Annotated in this window: 21 protein-coding genes; 6 read left to right on the plus strand and 15 right to left on the minus strand. The window is 44.4% G+C overall.

The window, feature by feature from the left end; genetic code table 11:
- The first annotated feature begins 331 nt into the window (after positions 1-331).
- Positions 332-724, plus strand: a complete 393-nt coding sequence (locus R7P67_RS04920) for a hypothetical protein (protein ID WP_262653598.1) — start codon at positions 332-334, stop codon at positions 722-724.
- A 40-nt stretch (positions 725-764) separates the two neighbouring features.
- Here the strand turns inward: R7P67_RS04920 and R7P67_RS04925 are convergent, their stop codons facing one another.
- The 4 genes from R7P67_RS04925 to R7P67_RS04940 all read right to left on the minus strand — a co-directional run bounded on the left by R7P67_RS04925 (position 765) and on the right by R7P67_RS04940 (position 4,408).
- Entirely contained in the window at positions 765-1,769 is a 1,005-nt protein-coding gene (locus R7P67_RS04925) for a metal-dependent hydrolase (RefSeq protein ID WP_262653597.1), read from the minus strand.
- Positions 1,770-2,097: 328 nt separating this feature from the next.
- Positions 2,098-2,556, minus strand: a complete 459-nt coding sequence (locus R7P67_RS04930) for a hypothetical protein (RefSeq protein WP_054577846.1) — start codon at positions 2,554-2,556, stop codon at positions 2,098-2,100.
- Positions 2,557-2,649: 93 nt separating this feature from the next.
- Positions 2,650-3,678, minus strand: coding sequence for a phospholipase A (locus R7P67_RS04935; protein WP_005376466.1), 1,029 nt, complete (start codon positions 3,676-3,678; stop codon positions 2,650-2,652).
- Positions 3,679-3,904: 226 nt separating this feature from the next.
- Complete coding sequence (locus R7P67_RS04940; RefSeq protein ID WP_005376471.1) at positions 3,905-4,408, minus strand: DUF2938 domain-containing protein; 504 nt, start codon at positions 4,406-4,408, stop codon at positions 3,905-3,907.
- A gap of 84 nt (positions 4,409-4,492) precedes the next feature.
- Between R7P67_RS04940 and R7P67_RS04945 the strand changes: the two genes are divergently transcribed.
- Positions 4,493-4,900: a helix-turn-helix domain-containing protein gene (locus R7P67_RS04945; protein WP_044129544.1), complete on the plus strand. Its 408-nt coding sequence runs from the start codon at positions 4,493-4,495 to the stop codon at positions 4,898-4,900.
- 72 nt (positions 4,901-4,972) lie between these two features.
- On the opposite strand, the gene def is transcribed toward R7P67_RS04945, so the two are convergent.
- From def to R7P67_RS04970, 5 genes are all read right to left on the minus strand, one after another.
- Complete coding sequence (gene def, locus R7P67_RS04950; protein ID WP_017635324.1) at positions 4,973-5,479, minus strand: peptide deformylase; 507 nt, start codon at positions 5,477-5,479, stop codon at positions 4,973-4,975.
- Between the two features lie 230 nt (positions 5,480-5,709).
- The gene (locus R7P67_RS04955) at positions 5,710-6,156 is read right to left on the minus strand and encodes an ABZJ_00895 family protein (RefSeq protein WP_262653596.1); all 447 of its coding nucleotides are present in this window, start codon (positions 6,154-6,156) and stop codon (positions 5,710-5,712) included.
- A gap of 537 nt (positions 6,157-6,693) precedes the next feature.
- A complete protein-coding gene (locus R7P67_RS04960) occupies positions 6,694-8,139 on the minus strand; it encodes an AGE family epimerase/isomerase (RefSeq protein ID WP_262653595.1) in 1,446 nt (481 codons plus the stop codon).
- A 107-nt stretch (positions 8,140-8,246) separates the two neighbouring features.
- The gene (locus R7P67_RS04965) at positions 8,247-8,789 is read right to left on the minus strand and encodes an AAA family ATPase (RefSeq protein ID WP_238967214.1); all 543 of its coding nucleotides are present in this window, start codon (positions 8,787-8,789) and stop codon (positions 8,247-8,249) included.
- Positions 8,790-9,078: 289 nt separating this feature from the next.
- Positions 9,079-10,422, minus strand: a complete 1,344-nt coding sequence (locus tag R7P67_RS04970; RefSeq protein WP_047101467.1) for a magnesium transporter — start codon at positions 10,420-10,422, stop codon at positions 9,079-9,081.
- 215 nt (positions 10,423-10,637) lie between these two features.
- Between R7P67_RS04970 and R7P67_RS04975 the strand changes: the two genes are divergently transcribed.
- Positions 10,638-11,513, plus strand: a complete 876-nt coding sequence (locus R7P67_RS04975; RefSeq protein ID WP_025767825.1) for a universal stress protein — start codon at positions 10,638-10,640, stop codon at positions 11,511-11,513.
- A 43-nt stretch (positions 11,514-11,556) separates the two neighbouring features.
- Here the strand turns inward: R7P67_RS04975 and R7P67_RS04980 are convergent, their stop codons facing one another.
- The gene (locus R7P67_RS04980) at positions 11,557-11,946 is read right to left on the minus strand and encodes a MazG nucleotide pyrophosphohydrolase domain-containing protein (RefSeq protein ID WP_005376487.1); all 390 of its coding nucleotides are present in this window, start codon (positions 11,944-11,946) and stop codon (positions 11,557-11,559) included.
- 26 nt (positions 11,947-11,972) lie between these two features.
- Positions 11,973-12,401, minus strand: coding sequence for a PaaI family thioesterase (locus tag R7P67_RS04985; protein ID WP_054702670.1), 429 nt, complete (start codon positions 12,399-12,401; stop codon positions 11,973-11,975).
- 211 nt (positions 12,402-12,612) lie between these two features.
- Here R7P67_RS04985 and gloA point away from each other — a divergent pair, with 211 nt between their 5' ends.
- Complete coding sequence (gene gloA / locus R7P67_RS04990; protein WP_005376490.1) at positions 12,613-12,999, plus strand: lactoylglutathione lyase; 387 nt, start codon at positions 12,613-12,615, stop codon at positions 12,997-12,999.
- Between the two features lie 11 nt (positions 13,000-13,010).
- Positions 13,011-14,111 (plus strand): alkene reductase, encoded by a 1,101-nt coding sequence (locus R7P67_RS04995; protein ID WP_213967537.1) that lies wholly within the window; start codon positions 13,011-13,013, stop codon positions 14,109-14,111.
- A 117-nt stretch (positions 14,112-14,228) separates the two neighbouring features.
- Here the strand turns inward: R7P67_RS04995 and R7P67_RS05000 are convergent, their stop codons facing one another.
- On the minus strand, positions 14,229-14,504 hold the full coding sequence (locus R7P67_RS05000) for a nitrogenase-stabilizing/protective protein NifW (protein ID WP_033906505.1): 276 nt from the start codon (positions 14,502-14,504) through the stop codon (positions 14,229-14,231).
- Between the two features lie 241 nt (positions 14,505-14,745).
- Between R7P67_RS05000 and R7P67_RS05005 the strand changes: the two genes are divergently transcribed.
- Positions 14,746-16,596, plus strand: coding sequence for an acyltransferase family protein (locus R7P67_RS05005; RefSeq protein ID WP_213899956.1), 1,851 nt, complete (start codon positions 14,746-14,748; stop codon positions 16,594-16,596).
- A gap of 79 nt (positions 16,597-16,675) precedes the next feature.
- On the opposite strand, the gene R7P67_RS05010 is transcribed toward R7P67_RS05005, so the two are convergent.
- The 3 genes from R7P67_RS05010 to katG all read right to left on the minus strand — a co-directional run bounded on the left by R7P67_RS05010 (position 16,676) and on the right by katG (position 19,940).
- Entirely contained in the window at positions 16,676-17,146 is a 471-nt protein-coding gene (locus R7P67_RS05010) for an RES family NAD+ phosphorylase (RefSeq protein WP_005376497.1), read from the minus strand.
- Position 17,147: 1 nt separating this feature from the next.
- Positions 17,148-17,600: an antitoxin Xre/MbcA/ParS toxin-binding domain-containing protein gene (locus R7P67_RS05015; RefSeq protein ID WP_017820987.1), complete on the minus strand. Its 453-nt coding sequence runs from the start codon at positions 17,598-17,600 to the stop codon at positions 17,148-17,150.
- 165 nt (positions 17,601-17,765) lie between these two features.
- Positions 17,766-19,940 carry a catalase/peroxidase HPI gene (katG, locus tag R7P67_RS05020; protein WP_262653593.1) on the minus strand — a complete coding sequence of 725 codons (2,175 nt, stop codon included), beginning with the start codon at positions 19,938-19,940 and terminating at the stop codon, positions 17,766-17,768.
- Between the last annotated feature and the right edge of the window lie 88 nt (positions 19,941-20,028).

Below are 20,028 nucleotides of genomic sequence, written 5' to 3' on the forward strand. Positions count from 1 at the left end.
GATCCCACATCATGTCCCATCGTCGCTGTACAAGGTGACGAAATACAAAAGATGCCACTCGCAGTTAAACGAGCGGCATTAAACCAAGCAGCTCGCCTTTTAACAAAGGAATTCCAGTAAGAATCCAGTAACCAGCGTATTCTCCCTTCAACTAGAAACACTCGTTCACAACTACCATATAAAAACCATTCAACTTCATTTGTAACAATCTAGGTTTCAAAAATAGGAAATCATTGCTGAAAAAGTTTACCGCGTTTTGTGTTGCTATCTATGGTTACAATGTTTGAGACATCAATGCCTTTAAACCAAGCAACACAAAAGCGGCACCGATATGGACAGCGAAGCGAAACAACTATTTTCTTATCTATGTCAGCGATACGATGCGCTTTCTCAAGAGCTTGAGTCTCGCCCTTTTCCTGAATTTTCTGAGACTATTACTCATCCTCTTGGGAACTGTTTAGTCCGTTGCCCAGCAGGTAGCCAACGCTTTTCTATTGTAGCAGTCAACTTTGCACCCTCCGTTCGCGGGCAAGGCGTGCTTACTGCATTTATCGACTACATCAAAAGCAATCCTTACCACTACCAAGGTGTTGAGGTTGCAATCATTGAAAACAAGAACTTAGCTAAACGGCTTTTGTCTCTTGGCTGGAAGTACAAGTCCCTGTTTGGCAAAATTTTCTTCGCTAGCAAGCCGACCCTAGTAAAGGACTTTCAGTCTGCGTAATAGTTATTACGAAACCGCATCGACATCCAAAGTAAAACCATCACTCAAAATCCGTAAGCATGTTGAAAAAAACTTGGCGATCTTCTGCAGTACTTCCTCGATGAGCAGTGTATTCAACGTGCGCGTCTGCGCTGGCTTTTGGGGATAGATTGATTCCCCATAACGCATTAATTTGGTTTGGTACGATGGAATAACGCATATCAACAATTCGCATTTCATTATTCGGATCCGTCGCTACAAAACCGTTTGAAAACCAACGGAAACGTTCGATGTCTCTTGCTTGTTGCGATTGCGGGTTTAGCCACGGAAATTGCTCTTTTATATTTAACTTTGGAGTTGATTCGCCAGGGTAAATTTTTATTGAACGCCCCACCCTTACGGCATCTACATAGTAGCTCTCTTCCGTTTCATAAATTAGTTTCCAAACCAAAAGATTGCTGAAACTTGGTTTGGCTTTTAATTGTATAGCGTTGTGTTGTCGCTCTTTGACGATTTCCCAACCAGCTACTTCTGCTCTATCTCGTTGTATCGTTCCAAGACTTAGGTAAGCCAGGCACCATAAAAATGCAATGCGGGCATAGTTTGGGCTTCGCTTCAGTGCAACAAACAAAAGCAATATTAAAATAGGGAGTGTGAACGCGGGGTCGATTACCGAAATAGTGTTCCAAGCATAACGCGTGTTGCTTATCGGCCATAGAAGCTGTGTTCCATAACTGGTGCATGCGTCTAATAACGCATGGGTACTATAACCAAGCGCGCAGTAAAACCAACTCTGCCGGAAGCTTAGTCCTCGCTTTTTTGCGAACAATGGATACAACAACAAAGCACAAATGAAACTACCAAACGGGATAAACAAGAGCGAGTGAGTAAATTGGCGATGGTATTCCAAATACAGCAAAGGATCAGTTGAAGAACGGATTAGCGCATCTAAATCCGGAGCCATCCCAGAGACCACGCCCAACACGCCAACAACTGCAAGGTTTCGCTTGTTGCTCACCGCCAGTGGCAAAGCTGCACCCAATAAACCTTGCGTTAACGGATCCATCGTTCACTTCCTTTAGATAGATGAAGCTCAGCTGGAAAGCGTACACGCTCAATAGTCGGTTCCAATTTAAAAACCAGAAGGTTCTTCGACATAAATTATCCGCATTTAAGTGGAAAATAATACACGACTTAGTCATGCATTTGCTTGTTTAGCAACAAACACCTTGATTTAGTGTAAGAAGGAATCACGCCGTTCGCTAGTGAACGAACAAATCTGAGTCTAGGCTTGTTTGGTATTTCAAACCCGAAGGTTTATCTGACGCGAAAAAACAAGGCGAACCAAATGGCTCGCCTTGTTTCTAATTCACTGAACGATAAACGGCAGGCGTTTAGTCTTGAGGATTCTCTTTCGCGTTGATTTCAGCGTAAGTGTGTAGCAGCTCCGTCAATGTTTTTACCCACGCAAAAACATCCGAAGGTACATTTTCGATTAGTTTTTCCACTAGAGCACAGTGTGTTTCTAGCGTGATGGCCTCTTCCAAACGGAATGAGATCGCGTAGAAATGCCAAAGCACCAATCGCGTCATTCGCTCGCTATTTTGCTTTGCGTTGTCTGAGTCATCAAACGCTTGTTGAATTTCACTCAGTGCGATTGCTGTCATGCGTAGCATTGCATCAAGACGTGCAGACAACATGCGGTCTTCACTATCCACTTCTTCTTGATCAAAAGTGAACAGCTCATTCATCACGTCTTCTGGCACCATTTTACTGATCATACGAGCACTAAACTCTTCCAGCTCATGGCGAGGCATAGTTACAAGACAATCGAAGGTGTAATCACGAAGCATAAAATCACTCTAGGTTAGAAATCAATTTCAGCCTCGCATTCTAAATATTGAAATTTCAATTGCCAGTGTTAATTTCTATCCATCTACGAAAAACTACAAAACACCGTTGATTGCAATACCAACACCAATCCGCTGCTGATTATGATCATAGTCGATCAAGCTCTTACCATAACCCGCTGAGTATTGTGCGTACCCCTGAACTTTGCCCCAAATCGGAAATGACACACCCAGTTCTGCAAAACCCTTATGTGTTTGAAAGTTCTGGCGACCTAAAAAGGTAAACTCGTAACCATTCCACTTGTAAGCACTCGATAGCTCAAAGTGTCCCATATAGTCTTCGATATCCGGGTTATCATCACCTTTGGGATCATTAGGCGATGTCTTTTCATCTTCAGGTATACGCCACCAAGGCTGGATAGAAACCGCAAAATTGTCTTTTGCAAAGGTTACGTTGGCATAGACACGGTTCCAACTGCGCGATAGCTCCTGTCTCTGACCGTTAGACTCATGTTCAATACCAAAACCTAACCAAGTCGAACCATCAAGTGGTTTCCAGTCTGTTGGGGTGTAGTAAAAAAGCTCTGGACGATAATTGGTTTCACGGAATGGACGAGATGCTGCACCCGTGTATACCTGCCAAAATGATTTAAGAGTCATTCCAAAAAACAGACCATCGCCATCAAACAACAAGTCATCATAGTTCATTGGTACTTTAAAACTGATTTGGAACTCCGCCTCTTCCTTACGCAGTTCATCGCCGTATTTGGTGTCGGCATACGCGCGTTTATTTACACGATCACTGTATGTAAACGGAAGAATATAGTTAACGCGATGCGCGACCAGACTAAACGGTTCGAACGCGTTTTCTCGTTCTGATTCCAAACGCTTGTCGACCAAACTTTCCTGAAGTTCTTCAGGCTCTTCAATTTCTGGATCAGCGGGCACTGTGCTGGTTACTGTGTCAAGCTCACACTGCGCGCGAATGCTCTTTATGGTTTCTTCACCTTTGCTTTGCTTTATTTTGTCTAGCAAACATAAATCATAAGCACTGGCTGTTTCTCCCATCGCAACTGGCGCTGCCAATAAACTCAGTATTGATATCCCTGCCACTTTTGAAGCCATCTGAAACCCTTAATATTCTTTATGTCAAACCAGATAATTTTAGTTTTTCTTGGTAAACCGCTTGCCATTCTGACGTTAAGGCAATGTTAAATGTCCGCCGACTTTACGTCTTGGATAAATGCAACAGACTTTAGACATATCGGTCAACTATGATCAAAGCGCAAAAAACAACCAAGAGTTGAGCATCATAGATAAAAACCACTCGTTTGCATGATGCTCATTTTATCTATGCAAAATACTGGCTCGTAACTTTGATTGCAAACCCGGCTATGAATAAACCCAAACCATAACCCAAATGCGCCAATGTGCTAAGAAAACGGGCTTTCCAAGGTGTTGGGGTTTTACTCGCAGCAAAACCAAATCCTAGACAAGGTTGAATGACCAAAAATGGGAAGATCAACGTTACCACGCCTGTAATTAAGCTGGGCATTAGACTGGGCTCTACCAACCAATGATGACCAAAAACAGTAACGTGAGCCAAAGCGAAAGTAACTCCGATGGCATAATGCAAAAACCAGCCAAGTGACTTTTCTCCCGGCATCGCCTCTGACGCCATAATTGGCGCATGCATAAGCTTTCCTTGGGGCATGTACAAAACCCAGCGCGCAACCAACGCATAGTTTAATGAAGGAATACCAAACACTCTCCTTTGTAACCATGCCCATAAATCCATTATCAAAGTGGCACCAATCCCTATTAGCACCGCTTGCAATCCCATTAAAAGCAGCATTTTTCTCTCCTCATGTTTTTGATTTGTTAAGGTCTTAGTTGCATGCTACAACTTAAAGCCAACTTGAAGTCAATGGGGAATAATATGGATATTGCAGAAGTGGTTAGAAAATCAGGATTGCCGACTTCAACGCTCAGGTACTACGAACAGCTGGGGTTAATTCGCTCGATAGGAAGGAATGGATTGAGACGCCAATATTCACCAGAGGTACTCAATACACTCAATTTAATTAGTTTGGGGCGTATCGCTGGAATATCGCTTAACGAAATGGCAGAAATGTTGAATCAATCAGAAGTTTCAAAGCCATATATCGATCGTGACTTACTAACGAAAAAGGCACTTGAGATTGATGAGCAAATAAAACGTTTGAAAGCGGTGCGAGACAGCCTCAACCATGTCGCCTCCTGCCCTCATGAATCGCATATGGACTGTTCTTCATTTCAGAAGCTTATGAAGGTCGTAAAGCGTTATGTCCCCCAAAAGCAGAGATGAACCGCTCTCCCTACCTTCCTATTCTTGATTTAAAAGGAAGTAACTCGACATGGAGGGTTACTTCCTCTCATATTACTTAGCTTTCGCTTTTACGTACTTCTTCACTTTTTTCATCGCCATTTTTTGCTTCAACGGTGAGAGGTAATCAATGAACAAGTTACCCGATAGGTGGTCAATTTCGTGCTGCATCACAATCGCCAAGAACTCATCGCTCTCGATTGTAATCGGGTTGCCATCACGGTCTAGTGCAGAAACAACAACTGACGTGTAACGCTCTACATCTGCGTAGTACTCAGGAACAGATAGGCACCCTTCTTGACCAAGTGCTTTGTTTTCTCCGCTCACCACTTCTGGGTTAACCAAGATTAAAGGATCATTGCGTTCGTCAGAGATATCGATGACAACAACCGCCTCTTTTCTGCCTACTTGGGTTGAAGCTAAACCGATACCATTGCCCGTTGCGTAAAGTGTTTCTAGCATATCGTCTATCAGCGTTTGTACTGTCGATACATCAGTGACTTTTTCTGCTTTTACTTTAAGCCTTGGGTCTGGAATGGAGAGAATTTCGAGGACTGCCATACTTACCTTTCATATCTATAAATCGTAATTCGTGGCGAATTATACACACGTTTCTCGATACATAAACCTGCTAAGCTATCTTGCGCACAAGGCATAAACCATTAACTCAAACGACAACACGATAAATGGATTTGCCTTTTAAACAAAAAATCCTACAAACAGGAAACTAAAACGCCAGCACATTATGGCTGGCGTCTTGTCATGATCCTAATTGAATCGTTTGTTGTATTTTATCTACTGACTTTAATCGCCATTTTCTCACCACTTTTTAAAATTAAGTAGGCGATGCCAATCGTTATTAGCATTATGATAGCAATAAAAATACTTACCCCACCGAGCTCAGATAATAAATAAAACGGAGAAATATCTAACGACATTAAGATAAGAGAGAACACTACCAAACTTGCTAAAGTCCACAGTAAAACAGCATACCATCTTGTTTTTGATGGCATTACATCTCCAGTCTTGTAGCCGAAGTAATAACCAACACTCATGGCTGGGATTAACGTGCTAAGAAAGCCTGTACCACTCATTTCTATCCCAACAATATATTCAATGGCCAACAGCAATGCAGCCCAACAAACGGACGCCAGACACAACAGAGACGTAACAAGAAGTACCGATGGTGGCTGGTTTATTTCTGATTCTGAATAGTTATTTTTTAATTCCACTTTCATTTCTTTCCATTTATTTGAATAAAATAAGCGTTTTAGATCATGCTTCCGCTTGGACAACCTAGAGGAACAACACCACAAGAAATACAACTTGTAGCTTTTTAAATAGTTTTATTTTCATTTAACCTAGATTCCAACTAACTGTTATTTTTAATAACTAAACCCTCTCTCTCAAATTGTATATTCAATAAGTTTACTCATATGGGCCCAGTGCAACCATGTTAATACGTTCTATGTATCAGAAACAATTCATTTATTTCCAATGACACTAGTGAGATCATGCGACGTGATTGGAATCTCACTTAAGTTTTCATGGACCTATCGCGCTGAAAATTGAAGCCTCTACCTGTCATAGAATAAAAAGCTGTCAAAACCAGTGGTTCTGACGGCTTTTTGTAAGCGCCCCGTGGGCATTACCTGCACCATTATTGCTTGAAGCTTATCTAGTGACAGACCTAGATAGCTAATAGTCGCACTTGCTGTCGGAGGATTTTATTGGCTTTTACGCGGACTTTAGCCAACACATCACCATCGACCAACCTAAGGTCGAATATTGGTGAATGTCGCGATGGTGACTCCATCACTTTGTGACGACAACGATTTTACGTCTGCGCTAAAGTAATATGGATTAAGTGGCATTTTACTCTCGGCTAGTCGCGCGTAGTAAAGCTTGGCGGGCTGTTTTGCCATTTGTTGCGCGTACAAATACCCGACCAACGCATGTTCAAACTGGTGGTAACCATTTCCCCAATGGAACGCTTTGGTTGATTTAGGACTCAGACCGACTCCTCCATATTGATGATCCACCCATACGTCCATAAAAGTGGGTAACGTGTATTGAAGCGTTTCTTTCATCGAACCATCGACAAGAGAAACTGTCATTGCCGCTTGATCGAGCTCTGCCCATTCCCAAGACGAGCTATAGTGCTTGTATGGTCTTGATTGCCAAGCAGGAATGCTCTCTTGCGTCCATTTACTCTGCCATTCTGGTGAGAAAAGCGCTTTGACTTGCTCAAAGTTTTGCTGGTATTGCGCTTGCTTAAGCGTGTGTTTCATTCCTTTGAAACCAAACTCTGTCCAATTGGAATTTTCCAACAACTGACCAGTGAGATACGTCATCCAATACGCTTTGATGGTGTGTCCAAAATCATTGTGTTTCGCATCTGGCATCATTACCGCTTTGTGGTGTATCGCGCCATAAAAGCGCTGCTCTTTGACGGAATGGTAGTTATCTAGCATCACTTGCGTCAGCCATTGCAGATCTTGCTTCCACTTGGCTTGCGCTGGCGCTGGTAAAAGTGGCGTCATTAACAACAGGTAGCCATTAATTTGGTCAAGTTGAGCGACTAACTCTTGCTGCTTCTCACTTTCCCCATCACCATCTTTCAAAACCCACGCCAGACCGCGATCATCGCTTCGTCGGTATTGTTTAAATATAAACGCTTGCTGGTCGATAAGCGCTTGTTCGACCTTTGGATCTTGCGTTAAGTAGTAGTACATCGCCAACCCCACCAAGGCGTAAGCTTGGTCTTGAGAAGTTCGTTGTTGCCACTCCATCCCCGGTTTTCCACTACGCGTAAAGCTCACAAAGCCGCCGTTTTTCTCATCTTGTAGATGATCAATCAGGTAATAAGCCCCTTTCTTTGCCAGCTCTAATGCTTGCTTGTCACCCGTAAGATGAAAAAGTACGCCATAAGCGTAAGTTTGGCGCGATTTCATGCGGGTGTATTCGCGATCGAAGTGCGGGCTAATCCACCCTTTGTTTAATTCTTCACACGGCTTTTGTGGGTCGAGAATGACACCGTTATCACAACGAAATGTCGGAAAATTCCCCGCAGGTTGTCCATGCGCGCTTTCCATCATCCAATATGGGGCTAGGCCATTCGTCACATGGTTTAACCAATCATCCCCCGAAGGCAGGCCTACATCAGCAAAGCTGCTCATGCTCGTCGTTGCGAGCAATAAGGTAAGATATTTAAAAGACATAACACTCAATTAAGTTATTGAATTTTATCCAGTATAAATAACTCCCTTTACGCATATTGTTGTCGTGCTCACAATCGCCTTACGCATTTGTTTGCATCAATCATCTTTCAGCCTTGTTCGATAACTGAGCCGAGAATAAACGCTACTCTGTCTTCGACTGACATTTTGGGCACTTCGATCAATTGATAACCAAACTTGTGGTATGCATCGACCATCTGTTGATACGTGGCGACCGCTTCAGAAAAATCTTGCTTTCGCTCTTCGTCGTTGCTGAATATCGACGTCCACGGTGGAAAAATGAATACTTGAGAATGATAACGAAGCATCTGGCAATGCGTGATGAGCTCATGCGAGATTGGAAGTTGTTCCAACTTACTGTAGCCATATACGTCCACAATACTGCGATCAAAAAACACGTCCCCTTGGTGGGCATTGAAAGCTCGGTAATTGCTCACTTCTGCCTTCATCATTTCGTCTCGAAAAGCTTGTTTGTCATTCCAAGGTAATGCTGAACCGTGATTGGCAACCTGCGTTTGTATCACGTGACGACCGGTTTCTGGCGCGCAGATAAAGCCTTGTGTTTTTAGCTGTTCGATTACCGAAGTTTTCCCTGCACCGGGACCACCAGTGAATACGATGAGTTTATTCAAAATTGTTTCCTTATTTTTTGTTTGAGTGAAGTAATGCGTGTACAGCCAAGAAAATGGGCATCATCTGGCGTTTGAAATTGGCATTTGGCACGCCAGCGTTAAGCGAGATCGGTAGTGGGAAATTTGGGGAATAGAACTGGGCAGTGAAGAGATATACAAAGTAAGAACCGAAACGACGTGTTCATCGGTTATGGAAAACGGAGGAATGCTGAGTGAAGCAAGCTCGCCCAAAATACTGGGTTGGGAAATGGTGCGATTGGTTCTGCTAGTTAACGCGTCAATTGGATATCTATATCAAGAAAATGGCACCTAAGCCTAAGAACGCAAAGAAACCAACGACATCGGTAACAGTCGTCAATACTACCGAGCCAGCCACGGCGGGGTCAATGTTAAACTTTTTCAACGTGAATGGTATCAACGTACCCGATGCCGCGGCCGCCAAACTATTGAGGAAAATGGCACAGCAAATAATAAGCGCCAATGGCAAAGAGTCAAACACCATGTAAACGACACCCGCGATCACCAATCCCATAATTAACCCATTAATGGTGGCGATTTTTAATTCCTTATTCACCAATAGCTTCAAGTTACTTTGGTGCAAGTGGTTTAGTGCGATACCTCGAATGGCCACCGCTAAGGTTTGGCTACCCGCGATGCCGCCCATGCTCGCCACGACAGGCATTAAGATCGCAAGCGCAACGACTTGCTCGACCACATTATCAAAAAGCCCAATGATGGCGGAGGCTACGAAAGCGGTCAGCAAGTTAATCACCAACCAAAGTGCTCTTAGCCTTGTCGCCACGCTTAATGGTGTAAACAAATCTTCTTCGCTTCGTACGTTTTCTGCCACTACAGCTTGTAGGCTGAGTTCACGCAAGGTAATCGCGATGGTCGCCATCGACAAGACGCCCATAATTTTGCCACCAGCCATGATAGGAAACCAATGTGCTCCACCATCAATCGAGACTTGTTTGCTGACGCTTTGAATCGTTTGAATATCTTCTAGAATTGGCGTAACTACGGTCAAGTCGGTAAGTTTGATATGATTTTCGTGCAGCAACAGGGTATGCGGCTCTATCGTACCAATCACACCACTTGCATCACGCACAATAATCAACCGCACAGGACTTTGCCCGCGTTTTAGCAGCTCGGTTTTTATGCCTCCTACGCTGTTTTTAGGGTTTGCGACCAGAAAGTGAGGCTCGGCATAACGTCCAACTTTGTTGTCTTCATACGACAATGCTTGTTGGATATGCGCGACAGACTCTTCACTTTGATCAATAAGGTATTCATCTACAAATTCGGTCGGTAGAAAGTCCGCAAAGATGATCAGTTCTGAATCCGTTATGTACGCCAAGCGTTCATGTTGTAATTCTTTATTGAGTGATTGATGAATGTGCTTGGCGGTGTCGTATCGGAGCAAATTCAATACCGTCCAATACTTCTCAGGCGGCACTGCTTCTATGACACGTTTACGGTAAGCAATGTTGACCGATTCCAAAATGTTCGCAATCTGTGCTTCTTGATAGTCTTTCAAAAAGCTCAAGTCTTCGGTCGATTCTATCGCTTTAATGATCTCAGCAAGCAAATGTGGCACTTTGCGGTTAATTTGCAATTGGTTGGAATCTATCATTACTTTTACCTATAGCTTTCACTACCACATTCGCCGCATTGACGATATGTGCTATCCGAAGGCATGAATTCTTGATGTTAAAATTCTAGGCGATAGTTGACTTAATTGCGGAATTTATATTTCGCTCGCAGAAACAAAACGCCTCTGCATCAGTTCATGGTATAGACTTGAATGTGTGTCAGGCTCATTCGCCTTGTTTGATAATGGAGTAATCAATGGCACCTGTATTTTTTCTGACTCAGCAGGCCGCCTTACCAAGTCGTAAGGTGCTTCGTAAAGTGATTCAATTTTCGACAGCGCTGGCTCAGCCTATTGTAGTTTTAGTGGAAGACCATCGCCGAAGTGAAGATCACGCATTCGCTCATTTTCTCAGTTTCAACTCTGACCATATAGAAAAAAGACAAGCTGAGTTTGAAGCTTGGACCTTAAAGTTCAACGCATTAATTGTCGAACTTTGTGAAGAAGAAGAGCTTGAAACACCAACGCTCTCTTACGAACATTTCAAAGGGAGCCATTGGGTTGAGCAAGTTGCGAAACGACTTGTTGACCACACTGACTTACTGCTCGTGGGACACTTTAACAAACACGAGATTCAAACGATGCTAACAGAACTAGCACAACAAGATTGCGACTTGTTGCTACTGAGTGAGCGGTCATGGCCTTCTCACGCCAACATGCTTTGTGCAATCGACCCACTTCATCGAGGGGATGAAAAGTCGATAGTAGATAAAGCCATCGTCTCGCGAGGCTCAAAATTAGAACAAACCTTAAGCGGGAAAATGACGCTCGTTTACTGCCGATACGTCGCGCCATACCTCTCTCGCTATCGTGCAGAGATATTAAGCAATCAAAAAGCAGGCATTACAGATTTTATTAGTGCGCAAAAGTTAACGCGAGTTCCATTACTATTACCGGAAGGAAACCCTGAAACGGCGTTACCAAAAGCAGTTAAGCAATCACAAGCAGCGATTTTGATTATGGGGGCATGTAAACGAAGCATGTCATCTCAATTTTGGTCTGGCAGCACTGTAGACACGTTACTTGATCAACCACCTTGTGACCTACTGTTGGTCAACAGTTCCAAGGGCTGACTAGGTATTCCCTATTAACCAACCCTTTCAATACCAAGCGCAGTTATTGGCTCTTTACATCTTCTAACTGCGCGGCTTCATGCTCTGCGTTCAAGGCTTGTTTCTGCTGCTGTTTTATCTCATCCCAACTGCGTCCCGACTCAATCGCAGATACACGCTGATCGTATTTGTTGCAGGCTCTTTCGAGTACTTTCTCAGGATCTATGCCCTTTTCTCTTTCCAGCGCTTTTAATACGTTAAGATAGTTCCACAACACATCGCCTAACTCGTCTTCCAAATGACAAAGGCGATCCTCACGAATCTCTTCGCGGACTTCATCAACTTCTTTGCCAATGGCCTCCAGATAAGTCTCTACGCCTTTAAACCAAGTGTTGGTTTGGTCATATTGAGATTTTCTCGTCGCAATTGCATACAGCTCATCAAATTTCTTCATTGCCTCTCCGTAGAACACGTTTTTATTTATGCCTTTTTAGGACGAATAAACTTCCCTTTAGCCGTCACTCTAACTTCGCTTTCGACCCGCAATTGAGCCACCAGTTGATATATACCGCGTCGTTCACCTTCACAGTGTGCAGTAATCGTGACTCGATCATCTAACTGAATAGGTGCATGGTAGCGCACATCCAACTGCGCCGTAAGGGCTTGAATGTCTCTAGATAACAAACAATGCGTCATTGCACCATCGAGAAGCGAACTGGCAATACCACCATGCAACAGGTCTGTGTAACCTTGATGACGCGATAAAACGTGAAACTCTCCGACAACAGAACCATCGGCTAGGTATTGGTAGTTCACGGCCAAAGAGTTCGGATTCACATTAATTGAAGAACAAACCGCACATTGATGATGAGATTCGTGAGTGTAATGACAATAGCTGTTTGTAGACATGATAGTTACTCGGTTTCTCAAAAGAGTAATTAGCATATGCCAACAATTAAAAAGAAACGGCGAGTAATCTTTGTTTGCATGTTGCAGGGCCAGCAACCTCGCTTTTCATAACACTAAATAATCATTTTAATAATTAACGATAATTTCTAGTTTATTTAGAGTGGCGATATGGTTTGCATAGTGATTACGCAACGTTATAAAAAGGCGACTTATGAAGTTTCTCCACACGATGATCCGTGTAGCTGACCTAGACAAATCTATCGAATTTTATACAAAAGTTCTGGGAATGAGTGTTTTGGATCGTTTTGAAAACCAAGAATACCGTTACTCACTGGTGTTTGTTGGTAACCCTGATCAACCAGATGGCGCGACCATCGAGCTAACTTATAACTGGGATACCGACAGTTACGACTTGGGTAACGCATTCGGACACATGGCACTGGGGTCTGAAGATATTTACGCCGCTTGCGAAAAAATTAAAGCGCTTGGTGGCAACGTTACTCGCGAGCCAGGTCCAATGAAAGGCGGAGAAACTCACATCGCGTTCATTAAAGATCCCGATGGTTACCAAATCGAGCTCATCCAAACTCAAAAATAACGAGGTTTCCTATGACAGACGCATTATTTCAACCCATTCAACTTGGCTCTCTCTCATTAAAAAACCGTATCGTTATGCCTCCGATGACGCGTTCTCGTGCTTCTCAACCAGGTAATATCGCTAACGACATGATGGCGACCTACTATGCTCAACGTGCTGAAGCGGGCCTAATCGTTGCTGAAGGCACACAAATTTCGCCAATGGGTCAAGGCTATGCATGGACACCAGGCATTTACAGCCCAGAGCAAATTGCTGGCTGGAAAAAAGTAACTGATGCAGTGCACGAGAAAGGCGGCACTATCTTCGCGCAATTGTGGCACGTTGGTCGTGTGACTCACCCTGATAACATTGGCGGTGAGCAACCTATTTCTTCTTCTGCGCTAAAAGCAGAAAACGTGAAAGTATTTGTCGATAACGGCACAGACGAACCGGGCTTTGTCGACGTGGTTGAGCCACGTGAAATGACCAAACAAGACATCAAGAACGTTATTGAAGAGTACCGCCAAGCCGCACTAAACGCGATAGAAGCCGGATTCGATGGTATCGAGCTTCATGCAGCGAATGGCTACTTGGTTAACCAGTTTATCGATTCTGAAGCGAATAACCGCACCGATGAATACGGTGGCTCTATTGAAAACCGTCTGCGTTTTCTTGGTGAAGTGATAGAAGCGATGACGCAAGCTATTGGCGCTGAGCGTGTTGGTGTTCGTCTTGCACCATTCACTTCGTTAAATGGCACCGTTGATAGTACGCCAGTCGAAACCTACACCGCCGCTGCAGCGCTGCTTGATAAACTCAATGTGGTTTACATTCACATTGCAGAAGTGGATTGGGACGACGCGCCAGACACTCCGCACGACTTTAAAACCGCAGTTCGTGAGGCGTATAAAGGCACACTGATCTATGCCGGTCGTTACAACGCAGAAAAGGCGCAACACGCGATTGAAAGTGGTTTAGCCGACATGATTGGCTTTGGCCGTCCGTTTGTTGCAAACCCAGACTTACCAAGCCGCATCAAGCATGGCTATCCGCTGGCAGAACATGACCCTGCCACATTGTTCGGCGGCGGTGAAAAAGGCTTGGTGGACTACCCTGCGTACCACGCGGGTTAATTCATCTACGTAAAGCTGATTCGCAACTCGCGACAAACCAATAGCGAAACCAAAAGAACCTTGCTCTTCCCCCTGTAACGCCAAGATGCAGGGTTCTTTTTAGGCAAGCCATCAGAATTAACGTCTTTGACAAGATGTACAACCTCGACACGCAGAGCGCGTCTTTTTACTGAGCAAACTGCGTTGTACTTTACAGTAAGCATTCTTTAAAGCACGACGACCTGAAAACCAATCATCCGGTTTAGTGAGGATTAAGTAGCCGTGAAACCTCTTAACCAACTCGGTTCGATTGTTTTCGATAAACCGGCTATCAAACTCGATGTCGAAGTAATTCAAAGCCTCTTCGATACAAGTAAAGCTGGCAATTTTTTCCTGAATCGTATTCTCTGTCATCGTTTCTTTAGCGTAATCATTTTCAATGAAGTCTAAGTGCCTCGCGCTTTACGTTCTTTGATTTAGCGCTTCTTAAGATCATTCTTTATGGGGTTTCCATATTGAAATTCAATTTGGGAATTCGTTAACCCACCTAGCATTTTCATTTTGACAATCACTTTAAGACACTGATTTAAATAAACATTATTTCTGGTTCATATTTTGCTCTACTTCATTAAACGGAATGTTGGAGCAACACGATATGACTTACAGAGCAGAAGTAGACGGATTAAGGGCGATTGCTGTCACGTTGGTGATTTTGTTTCATGCAGGAGTTGAGCAATTCGCTGGTGGCTTTATTGGCGTCGACGTGTTTTTTGTGATCAGCGGCTATTTGATCACCACCATCGTGATTAACGACTTAGAAAACCAGAAGTTCAGCCTTGGTGATTTTTATGAGCGACGCATTCGTCGCATACTCCCCCTCTTACTGGTGGTGATCGCCGTCAGCTATTTGATGTCTTGGTGGCTATTTTTGCCGCAAGCACACAAAGACGTTGGTCAGTTTGCAGTATCTTCCATTCTTTCCTCATCCAACATTCTTCTGTATTTGAAAGGCCACAATTACTTCGGTTTAGAAGATCAAGCCAACCCGCTGTTCCACACATGGAGCTTGGGCGTTGAAGAACAATACTACATTGTCATTCCTTTGCTACTCATGCTACTCGCTCGTGGCAAAAACGCGTTTTACCTGACTTTTTTTATCACGGTATTTGTGCTGAGTTTGATGACTATTGTCTACGCGAGCAACGATCCTGATTTCGCTTTTTACATGATCTTCTCTCGCGCTTGGGAGCTGGCAACCGGTTCATTACTCGCATTAGTGATGAGAAAAGTCCAAGTTCAATCTAACGATACTCTAGCAACCATTGGCATCGTTTTGATATTGGCTTCCGCGCTTTTGTTTGAAAAATCGCAAGATGGCGCGGGCATTACGCTGCTGGTGCCGGTCATCGGTAGCGCGTTGGTGATTTTGTTTGCCTCTAAAGACAATGTCTGCGGTAGATTACTGAGTCTAAAGTGGGTCGTGTTCGTCGGCTTAATCAGCTACAGCTTATACTTGTGGCACATTCCATTATTTGTCTTTTACCGCTACGTGTTGGACACAACACAAGACATCAATATCCCACTTTACGTTGTCACTCTTTTTGTACTTTCTTACTTCACTTGGCGCTTTATTGAAAAGCCGTTCCGTAGCCGAAAAGCCATGAGCATGCGCACTGTGTCCGCGGTTATTGTGTTGTTGACGTTGCCCTTGCTAACGCTCGGCGTTATCGGTCATCAAAACGGTGGTTTTCCAGAAAGAAGCGCATTTTTCGAGGCCATGCGCGTTAACAACGGTTATGGTTTAGATTGCAACGGCAACACCAACGTTAACGATGTGTGCTCGTCTGCGCCGCAGCCCGCCATCGCTGTGTTAGGCAATAGTCACAGCATGGTTTACGTGAAGCGTCTATCCGAAGTAACACCAACTGGCGTGGTGCAACTTACTCAAGATTCCTGTGCGGTCGGTTATGTCGACATCCTAGAAGCTGCTGGCTCAATTTCTTGCCGACAGTTCTTCAATGAGGCTGTCGATACAATTCTAAGTACCCCTTCCATTCGTCGCGTTGTTATCTCTTCTAATTTCAATAAAGAGCTTTCACAAGCCGATTATGAAGCATCATTAACCAAATTATTGAATGAACTGAAAGGAAAGGAAGTGGTCGTTTTCGGTCCAACCCCTTCTGCACCGTTTGCGGTAGGAGAATGCCTTTGGAAAGCGCGTTTGTTTGGCGAGACAGAAGAGTCTGCCTGCGACTTTTCTCCCAAACAACATCACCCTCAAAACGTGGCGAAGTTAGTGAACTACTTTGAGCAATTTGAGCACGTTGAGTTTGTCGACTTGACCGATGCCATTTGCAGAAATGGCGTATGTCGAATGAGAGTTGGAGCAAACAATGCGATGTATACGGATGACAGCCATTTATCTTACAAAGGTGCTGAGTTGGTGCTTGGGCATTACCTCAACACTACAAATGAAGCGCAACAGTTCACTTACGACCGACAATAACCAAGGAAATAAACTTTTATGCTTCAGCGTTTATCTCAGGTAAGCGCTGAATGCTTTAAAGCAAGACAAAGCTAGGCGTCTATTTGAAAATGCGCGGATCAAACGCGAAATCGAGCTTTTCGGCTTTCTTGATGATCTCTTTCATTTTGGGATGATTTGGATTCACCACGTAGTTTTTATCACGAGGTGAAATCGTTGAAGGCACTTGCAGCGCGGCAAACTCTGGATGAGGATCATTGAGAAACTGGTCACCAATGTACTGCGTAGACTCGCTCGCCGGTATTGCTCGCCACGTCACAGGGAGATCTTCTTCATCTAAGGTGGCGATGAGGTATTCTGGCATTTCAATACGATATAAATCGTAAAGTTTGGTGATAGCAGGATCGTTGTTTACGTGAACAAATACTTCCAACGAGCAAAGGGATTCCGATTCAGAGAAGTAGAGGGCTTCGGTTCCTTTTGAGTTCCATCGCCCTCCAAATAACTTTGCGCCAACGGGGCTGAATGGCGTGTCAGCAAATTTCTTTTGTGTGAGACGATAGAGCTTCATATTACGAGAATACCCCGTGCTCTAAACGGCCGATCAAATCTTTTACGATTTCAAAATCCACCGTGGTCGAGACCATATCAAGTGGACGTTTTCCACCTAAGCCATACACATTCTCTCTCATCCATTTTAACGCGCGCTCTTCGTCGTCAAACAGTTCTGTCGCGAGTTTCAATAACATCGCTAATCGATAGATTGCATCACTTTCTTGCGTATTGAAGCGTTCATCGTTTTTTAGACGACGCTTGATCGTGCTAACAGGTATCAATGTGACGTTTTGAAACTCACTCTGAGAAAGCTTCACACGCTCAACAATATTGCGATACACCTTTGGCTCAAAGCCTTTGTGAACCGCATCAGTGCGACCTGTTTCAGCGTCTTCAATACCCAACATAAACCAGAAATTGGCTTTATGAGGTTGTTTCGGTTTGAAGCTTTTTAATGCTGCAGTTGCCATATCAAGCTCCTATGGTTCATATGGTCCACTTATTATGGTTCAAATGAGCTTAACTTTCAATCAAAGTAACAATCAAAGTAAAAAGATAGGTAAAGAAAAAGGCGAGCTTTTCGCCCGCCTCTCTTACTTATTCATCAACCCATCTACCGACGGGCATCGTTTCACTTATTGCAAGTCAAAACGATCCGCGTTCATGACTTTCGTCCATGCGGCGATGAAGTCATGGATGAATTTTTCCTGATTATCATCTTGCGCATACACTTCCGCATACGAACGCAGGATCGAGTTTGAACCAAAGACAAGATCCACTCGAGTAGCCGTCCACTTCACAGCGTCGGTTTTACGATCACGGATTTCATATTGATTAGCACTCACTGGTTTCCACGTATATGCCATGTCAGTAAGGTTCACGAAGAAATCATTCGACAAAGTGCCTACTCGGTCAGTAAATACGCCCTCTTTTCCACCGCCGTAGTTACTGCCTAGAACGCGCATACCACCGATAAGTACCGTCATTTCTGGCGCCGTTAGCCCTATAAGCTGAGCACGATCTAATAAAAGCTCTTCTGGCTTAACCGCGTAGTCTTTCTTCAACCAATTTCGGAAACCGTCAGCAACAGGCTCAAGTACTTCGAACGATTCCACATCCGTCATCTCTTGGGTGGCATCACCTCGGCCTGGCGCGAATGGCACGGAAACATCATGACCTGCGGCACGCGCAGCCAGTTCAATACCTACGTTTCCAGCAAGCACGATAGCGTCTGCAACACTACAGCCCTCTTCTGCTGCTATTTTTTCTAGCACAGCAAGAACACGGCTTAGACGTTCAGGTTCGTTCCCTTGCCAATCTTTTTGCGGAGCCAAGCGAATTCTCGCGCCATTTGCGCCGCCTCGGCGGTCAGAGCCACGGTAAGTACGCGCGCTATCCCACGCCGTACTGACTAACTCACTAATGGATAGGCCACTTGCTTCGATTTTTGTTTTCACTAAATCGACATCGTAGTCTGTCTTACCTGCAGGCGTTGGGTCTTGCCAAATAAGATCTTCGCTTGGCACATCAGGTCCGAAATAACATGATTTTGGTCCTAGATCGCGGTGTGTCAACTTAAACCAGGCACGAGCAAAAACGTCATCAAAGTACGCTGGGTCATTTTGGAACTTTTCTGCAATCTTGCGATATTCAGGGTCCATTTTGAGCGCCATATCGGCGTCGGTCATGATTGGATTGTAGCGCTTAGAACCGTCTTCAACATCGACAGGCTTGTCTTCTTCTTCAATGTCGATTGGCTCCCATTGCCATGCACCTGCTGGGCTCTTTTTCAGTTCCCAGTCATACTTAAATAGTAGGTGGAAGTATCCGTAATCCCATTGTGTAGGGTGTGTTGTCCAAGCACCTTCAATACCACTCGTTACCGTGTCACGGCCAATGCCACGTGTTTTGTGATTAATCCAGCCAAGACCTTGCTCATGAACGTCTGCTGCTTCGGGCTCTGGGCCAAGGTTTGCGGCATCACCATTACCATGACACTTACCCACCGTGTGACCACCAGCTGTGAGCGCGACGGTTTCTTCATCGTTCATAGCCATTCGCGCAAAGGTCACTCGCATGTCATGCGCTGTTTTGAGAGGATCTGGGTTACCGTCTACCCCTTCAGGGTTCACATAGATAAGACCCATCATTACCGCAGCAAGCGGGTTTTCTAAATCTCGCTCACCAGAGTAGCGGCTGTTATCAGCGTCACTTGTGGCTAACCATTCTTGCTCAGAGCCCCAGTAAGTGTCTTTTTCTGGGTGCCAGATGTCCTCTCGTCCAAACGCAAAGCCAAAGGTCTTAAAGCCCATGGATTCGTACGCCATGTTACCGGCAAGGACAATCAGGTCTGCCCAACTTAGTTTGTTGCCATATTTTTTCTTGATTGGCCATAAAAGGCGTCGAGCCTTATCCAGGTTGGCGTTATCTGGCCAAGAGTTGAGAGGAGCAAAGCGTTGGTTGCCTGTAGCAGCACCGCCACGGCCATCCGCAATACGATAACTGCCCGCTGCATGCCATGCCATTCGGATCATTAAACCACCGTAGTGTCCCCAGTCGGCAGGCCACCAGTCTTGGCTATCAGTCATTAAATCTTTTAAATCTTTTTTAAGTGCTTCGACATCTAGCTTTTTCAGTTCTTCTTTGTAATTAAAGTCCTGACCAAATGGGTTGGTTTTGGAGTCGTGTTGATGCAGGATGTCTAAGTTCAAGGCATTCGGCCACCAATCCATCACCGACTTATCTGTAGATGTTTGCCCACCATGCATAACTGGACATTTACCTACCGAACCGCCGTTTGCTTTGCTCATATAATGCTCCTTCGTGTCGTGGTTGTGGTAACCACTCTTTGTTATTCAATAAATCGAATATCCACCTCAAACAGCGTAGTTCATACAC

It is taken from the genome of Vibrio sp. Vb0937, from assembly GCF_033338855.1.

What these genes read in the sequence shown, in the direction of transcription:
- def (WP_017635324.1), bottom strand. Translation starts at nt 5,479, where the DNA reads ATGGCAGTCCTCGAAATTCTCTCCATTCCAGACCCAAGGCTTAAAGTA.
- R7P67_RS05010 (WP_005376497.1), bottom strand. Translation starts at nt 17,146, where the DNA reads ATGAAGCTCTATCGTCTCACACAAAAGAAATTTGCTGACACGCCATTC.
- R7P67_RS04930 (WP_054577846.1), bottom strand. Translation starts at nt 2,556, where the DNA reads ATGCTTCGTGATTACACCTTCGATTGTCTTGTAACTATGCCTCGCCAT.
- R7P67_RS04975 (WP_025767825.1), top strand. Translation starts at nt 10,638, where the DNA reads ATGGCACCTGTATTTTTTCTGACTCAGCAGGCCGCCTTACCAAGTCGT.
- R7P67_RS04960 (WP_262653595.1), bottom strand. Translation starts at nt 8,139, where the DNA reads ATGTCTTTTAAATATCTTACCTTATTGCTCGCAACGACGAGCATGAGC.
- R7P67_RS04970 (WP_047101467.1), bottom strand. Translation starts at nt 10,422, where the DNA reads ATGATAGATTCCAACCAATTGCAAATTAACCGCAAAGTGCCACATTTG.
- R7P67_RS04940 (WP_005376471.1), bottom strand. Translation starts at nt 4,408, where the DNA reads ATGCTGCTTTTAATGGGATTGCAAGCGGTGCTAATAGGGATTGGTGCC.
- R7P67_RS05015 (WP_017820987.1), bottom strand. Translation starts at nt 17,600, where the DNA reads ATGGCAACTGCAGCATTAAAAAGCTTCAAACCGAAACAACCTCATAAA.
- R7P67_RS04920 (WP_262653598.1), top strand. Translation starts at nt 332, where the DNA reads ATGGACAGCGAAGCGAAACAACTATTTTCTTATCTATGTCAGCGATAC.
- R7P67_RS05005 (WP_213899956.1), top strand. Translation starts at nt 14,746, where the DNA reads ATGACTTACAGAGCAGAAGTAGACGGATTAAGGGCGATTGCTGTCACG.
- R7P67_RS04985 (WP_054702670.1), bottom strand. Translation starts at nt 12,401, where the DNA reads ATGTCTACAAACAGCTATTGTCATTACACTCACGAATCTCATCATCAA.
- R7P67_RS04995 (WP_213967537.1), top strand. Translation starts at nt 13,011, where the DNA reads ATGACAGACGCATTATTTCAACCCATTCAACTTGGCTCTCTCTCATTA.
- R7P67_RS04955 (WP_262653596.1), bottom strand. Translation starts at nt 6,156, where the DNA reads ATGAAAGTGGAATTAAAAAATAACTATTCAGAATCAGAAATAAACCAG.
- R7P67_RS04935 (WP_005376466.1), bottom strand. Translation starts at nt 3,678, where the DNA reads ATGGCTTCAAAAGTGGCAGGGATATCAATACTGAGTTTATTGGCAGCG.
- R7P67_RS04925 (WP_262653597.1), bottom strand. Translation starts at nt 1,769, where the DNA reads ATGGATCCGTTAACGCAAGGTTTATTGGGTGCAGCTTTGCCACTGGCG.
- R7P67_RS04980 (WP_005376487.1), bottom strand. Translation starts at nt 11,946, where the DNA reads ATGAAGAAATTTGATGAGCTGTATGCAATTGCGACGAGAAAATCTCAA.
- R7P67_RS04945 (WP_044129544.1), top strand. Translation starts at nt 4,493, where the DNA reads ATGGATATTGCAGAAGTGGTTAGAAAATCAGGATTGCCGACTTCAACG.
- R7P67_RS05000 (WP_033906505.1), bottom strand. Translation starts at nt 14,504, where the DNA reads ATGACAGAGAATACGATTCAGGAAAAAATTGCCAGCTTTACTTGTATC.
- gloA (WP_005376490.1), top strand. Translation starts at nt 12,613, where the DNA reads ATGAAGTTTCTCCACACGATGATCCGTGTAGCTGACCTAGACAAATCT.
- katG (WP_262653593.1), bottom strand. Translation starts at nt 19,940, where the DNA reads ATGAGCAAAGCAAACGGCGGTTCGGTAGGTAAATGTCCAGTTATGCAT.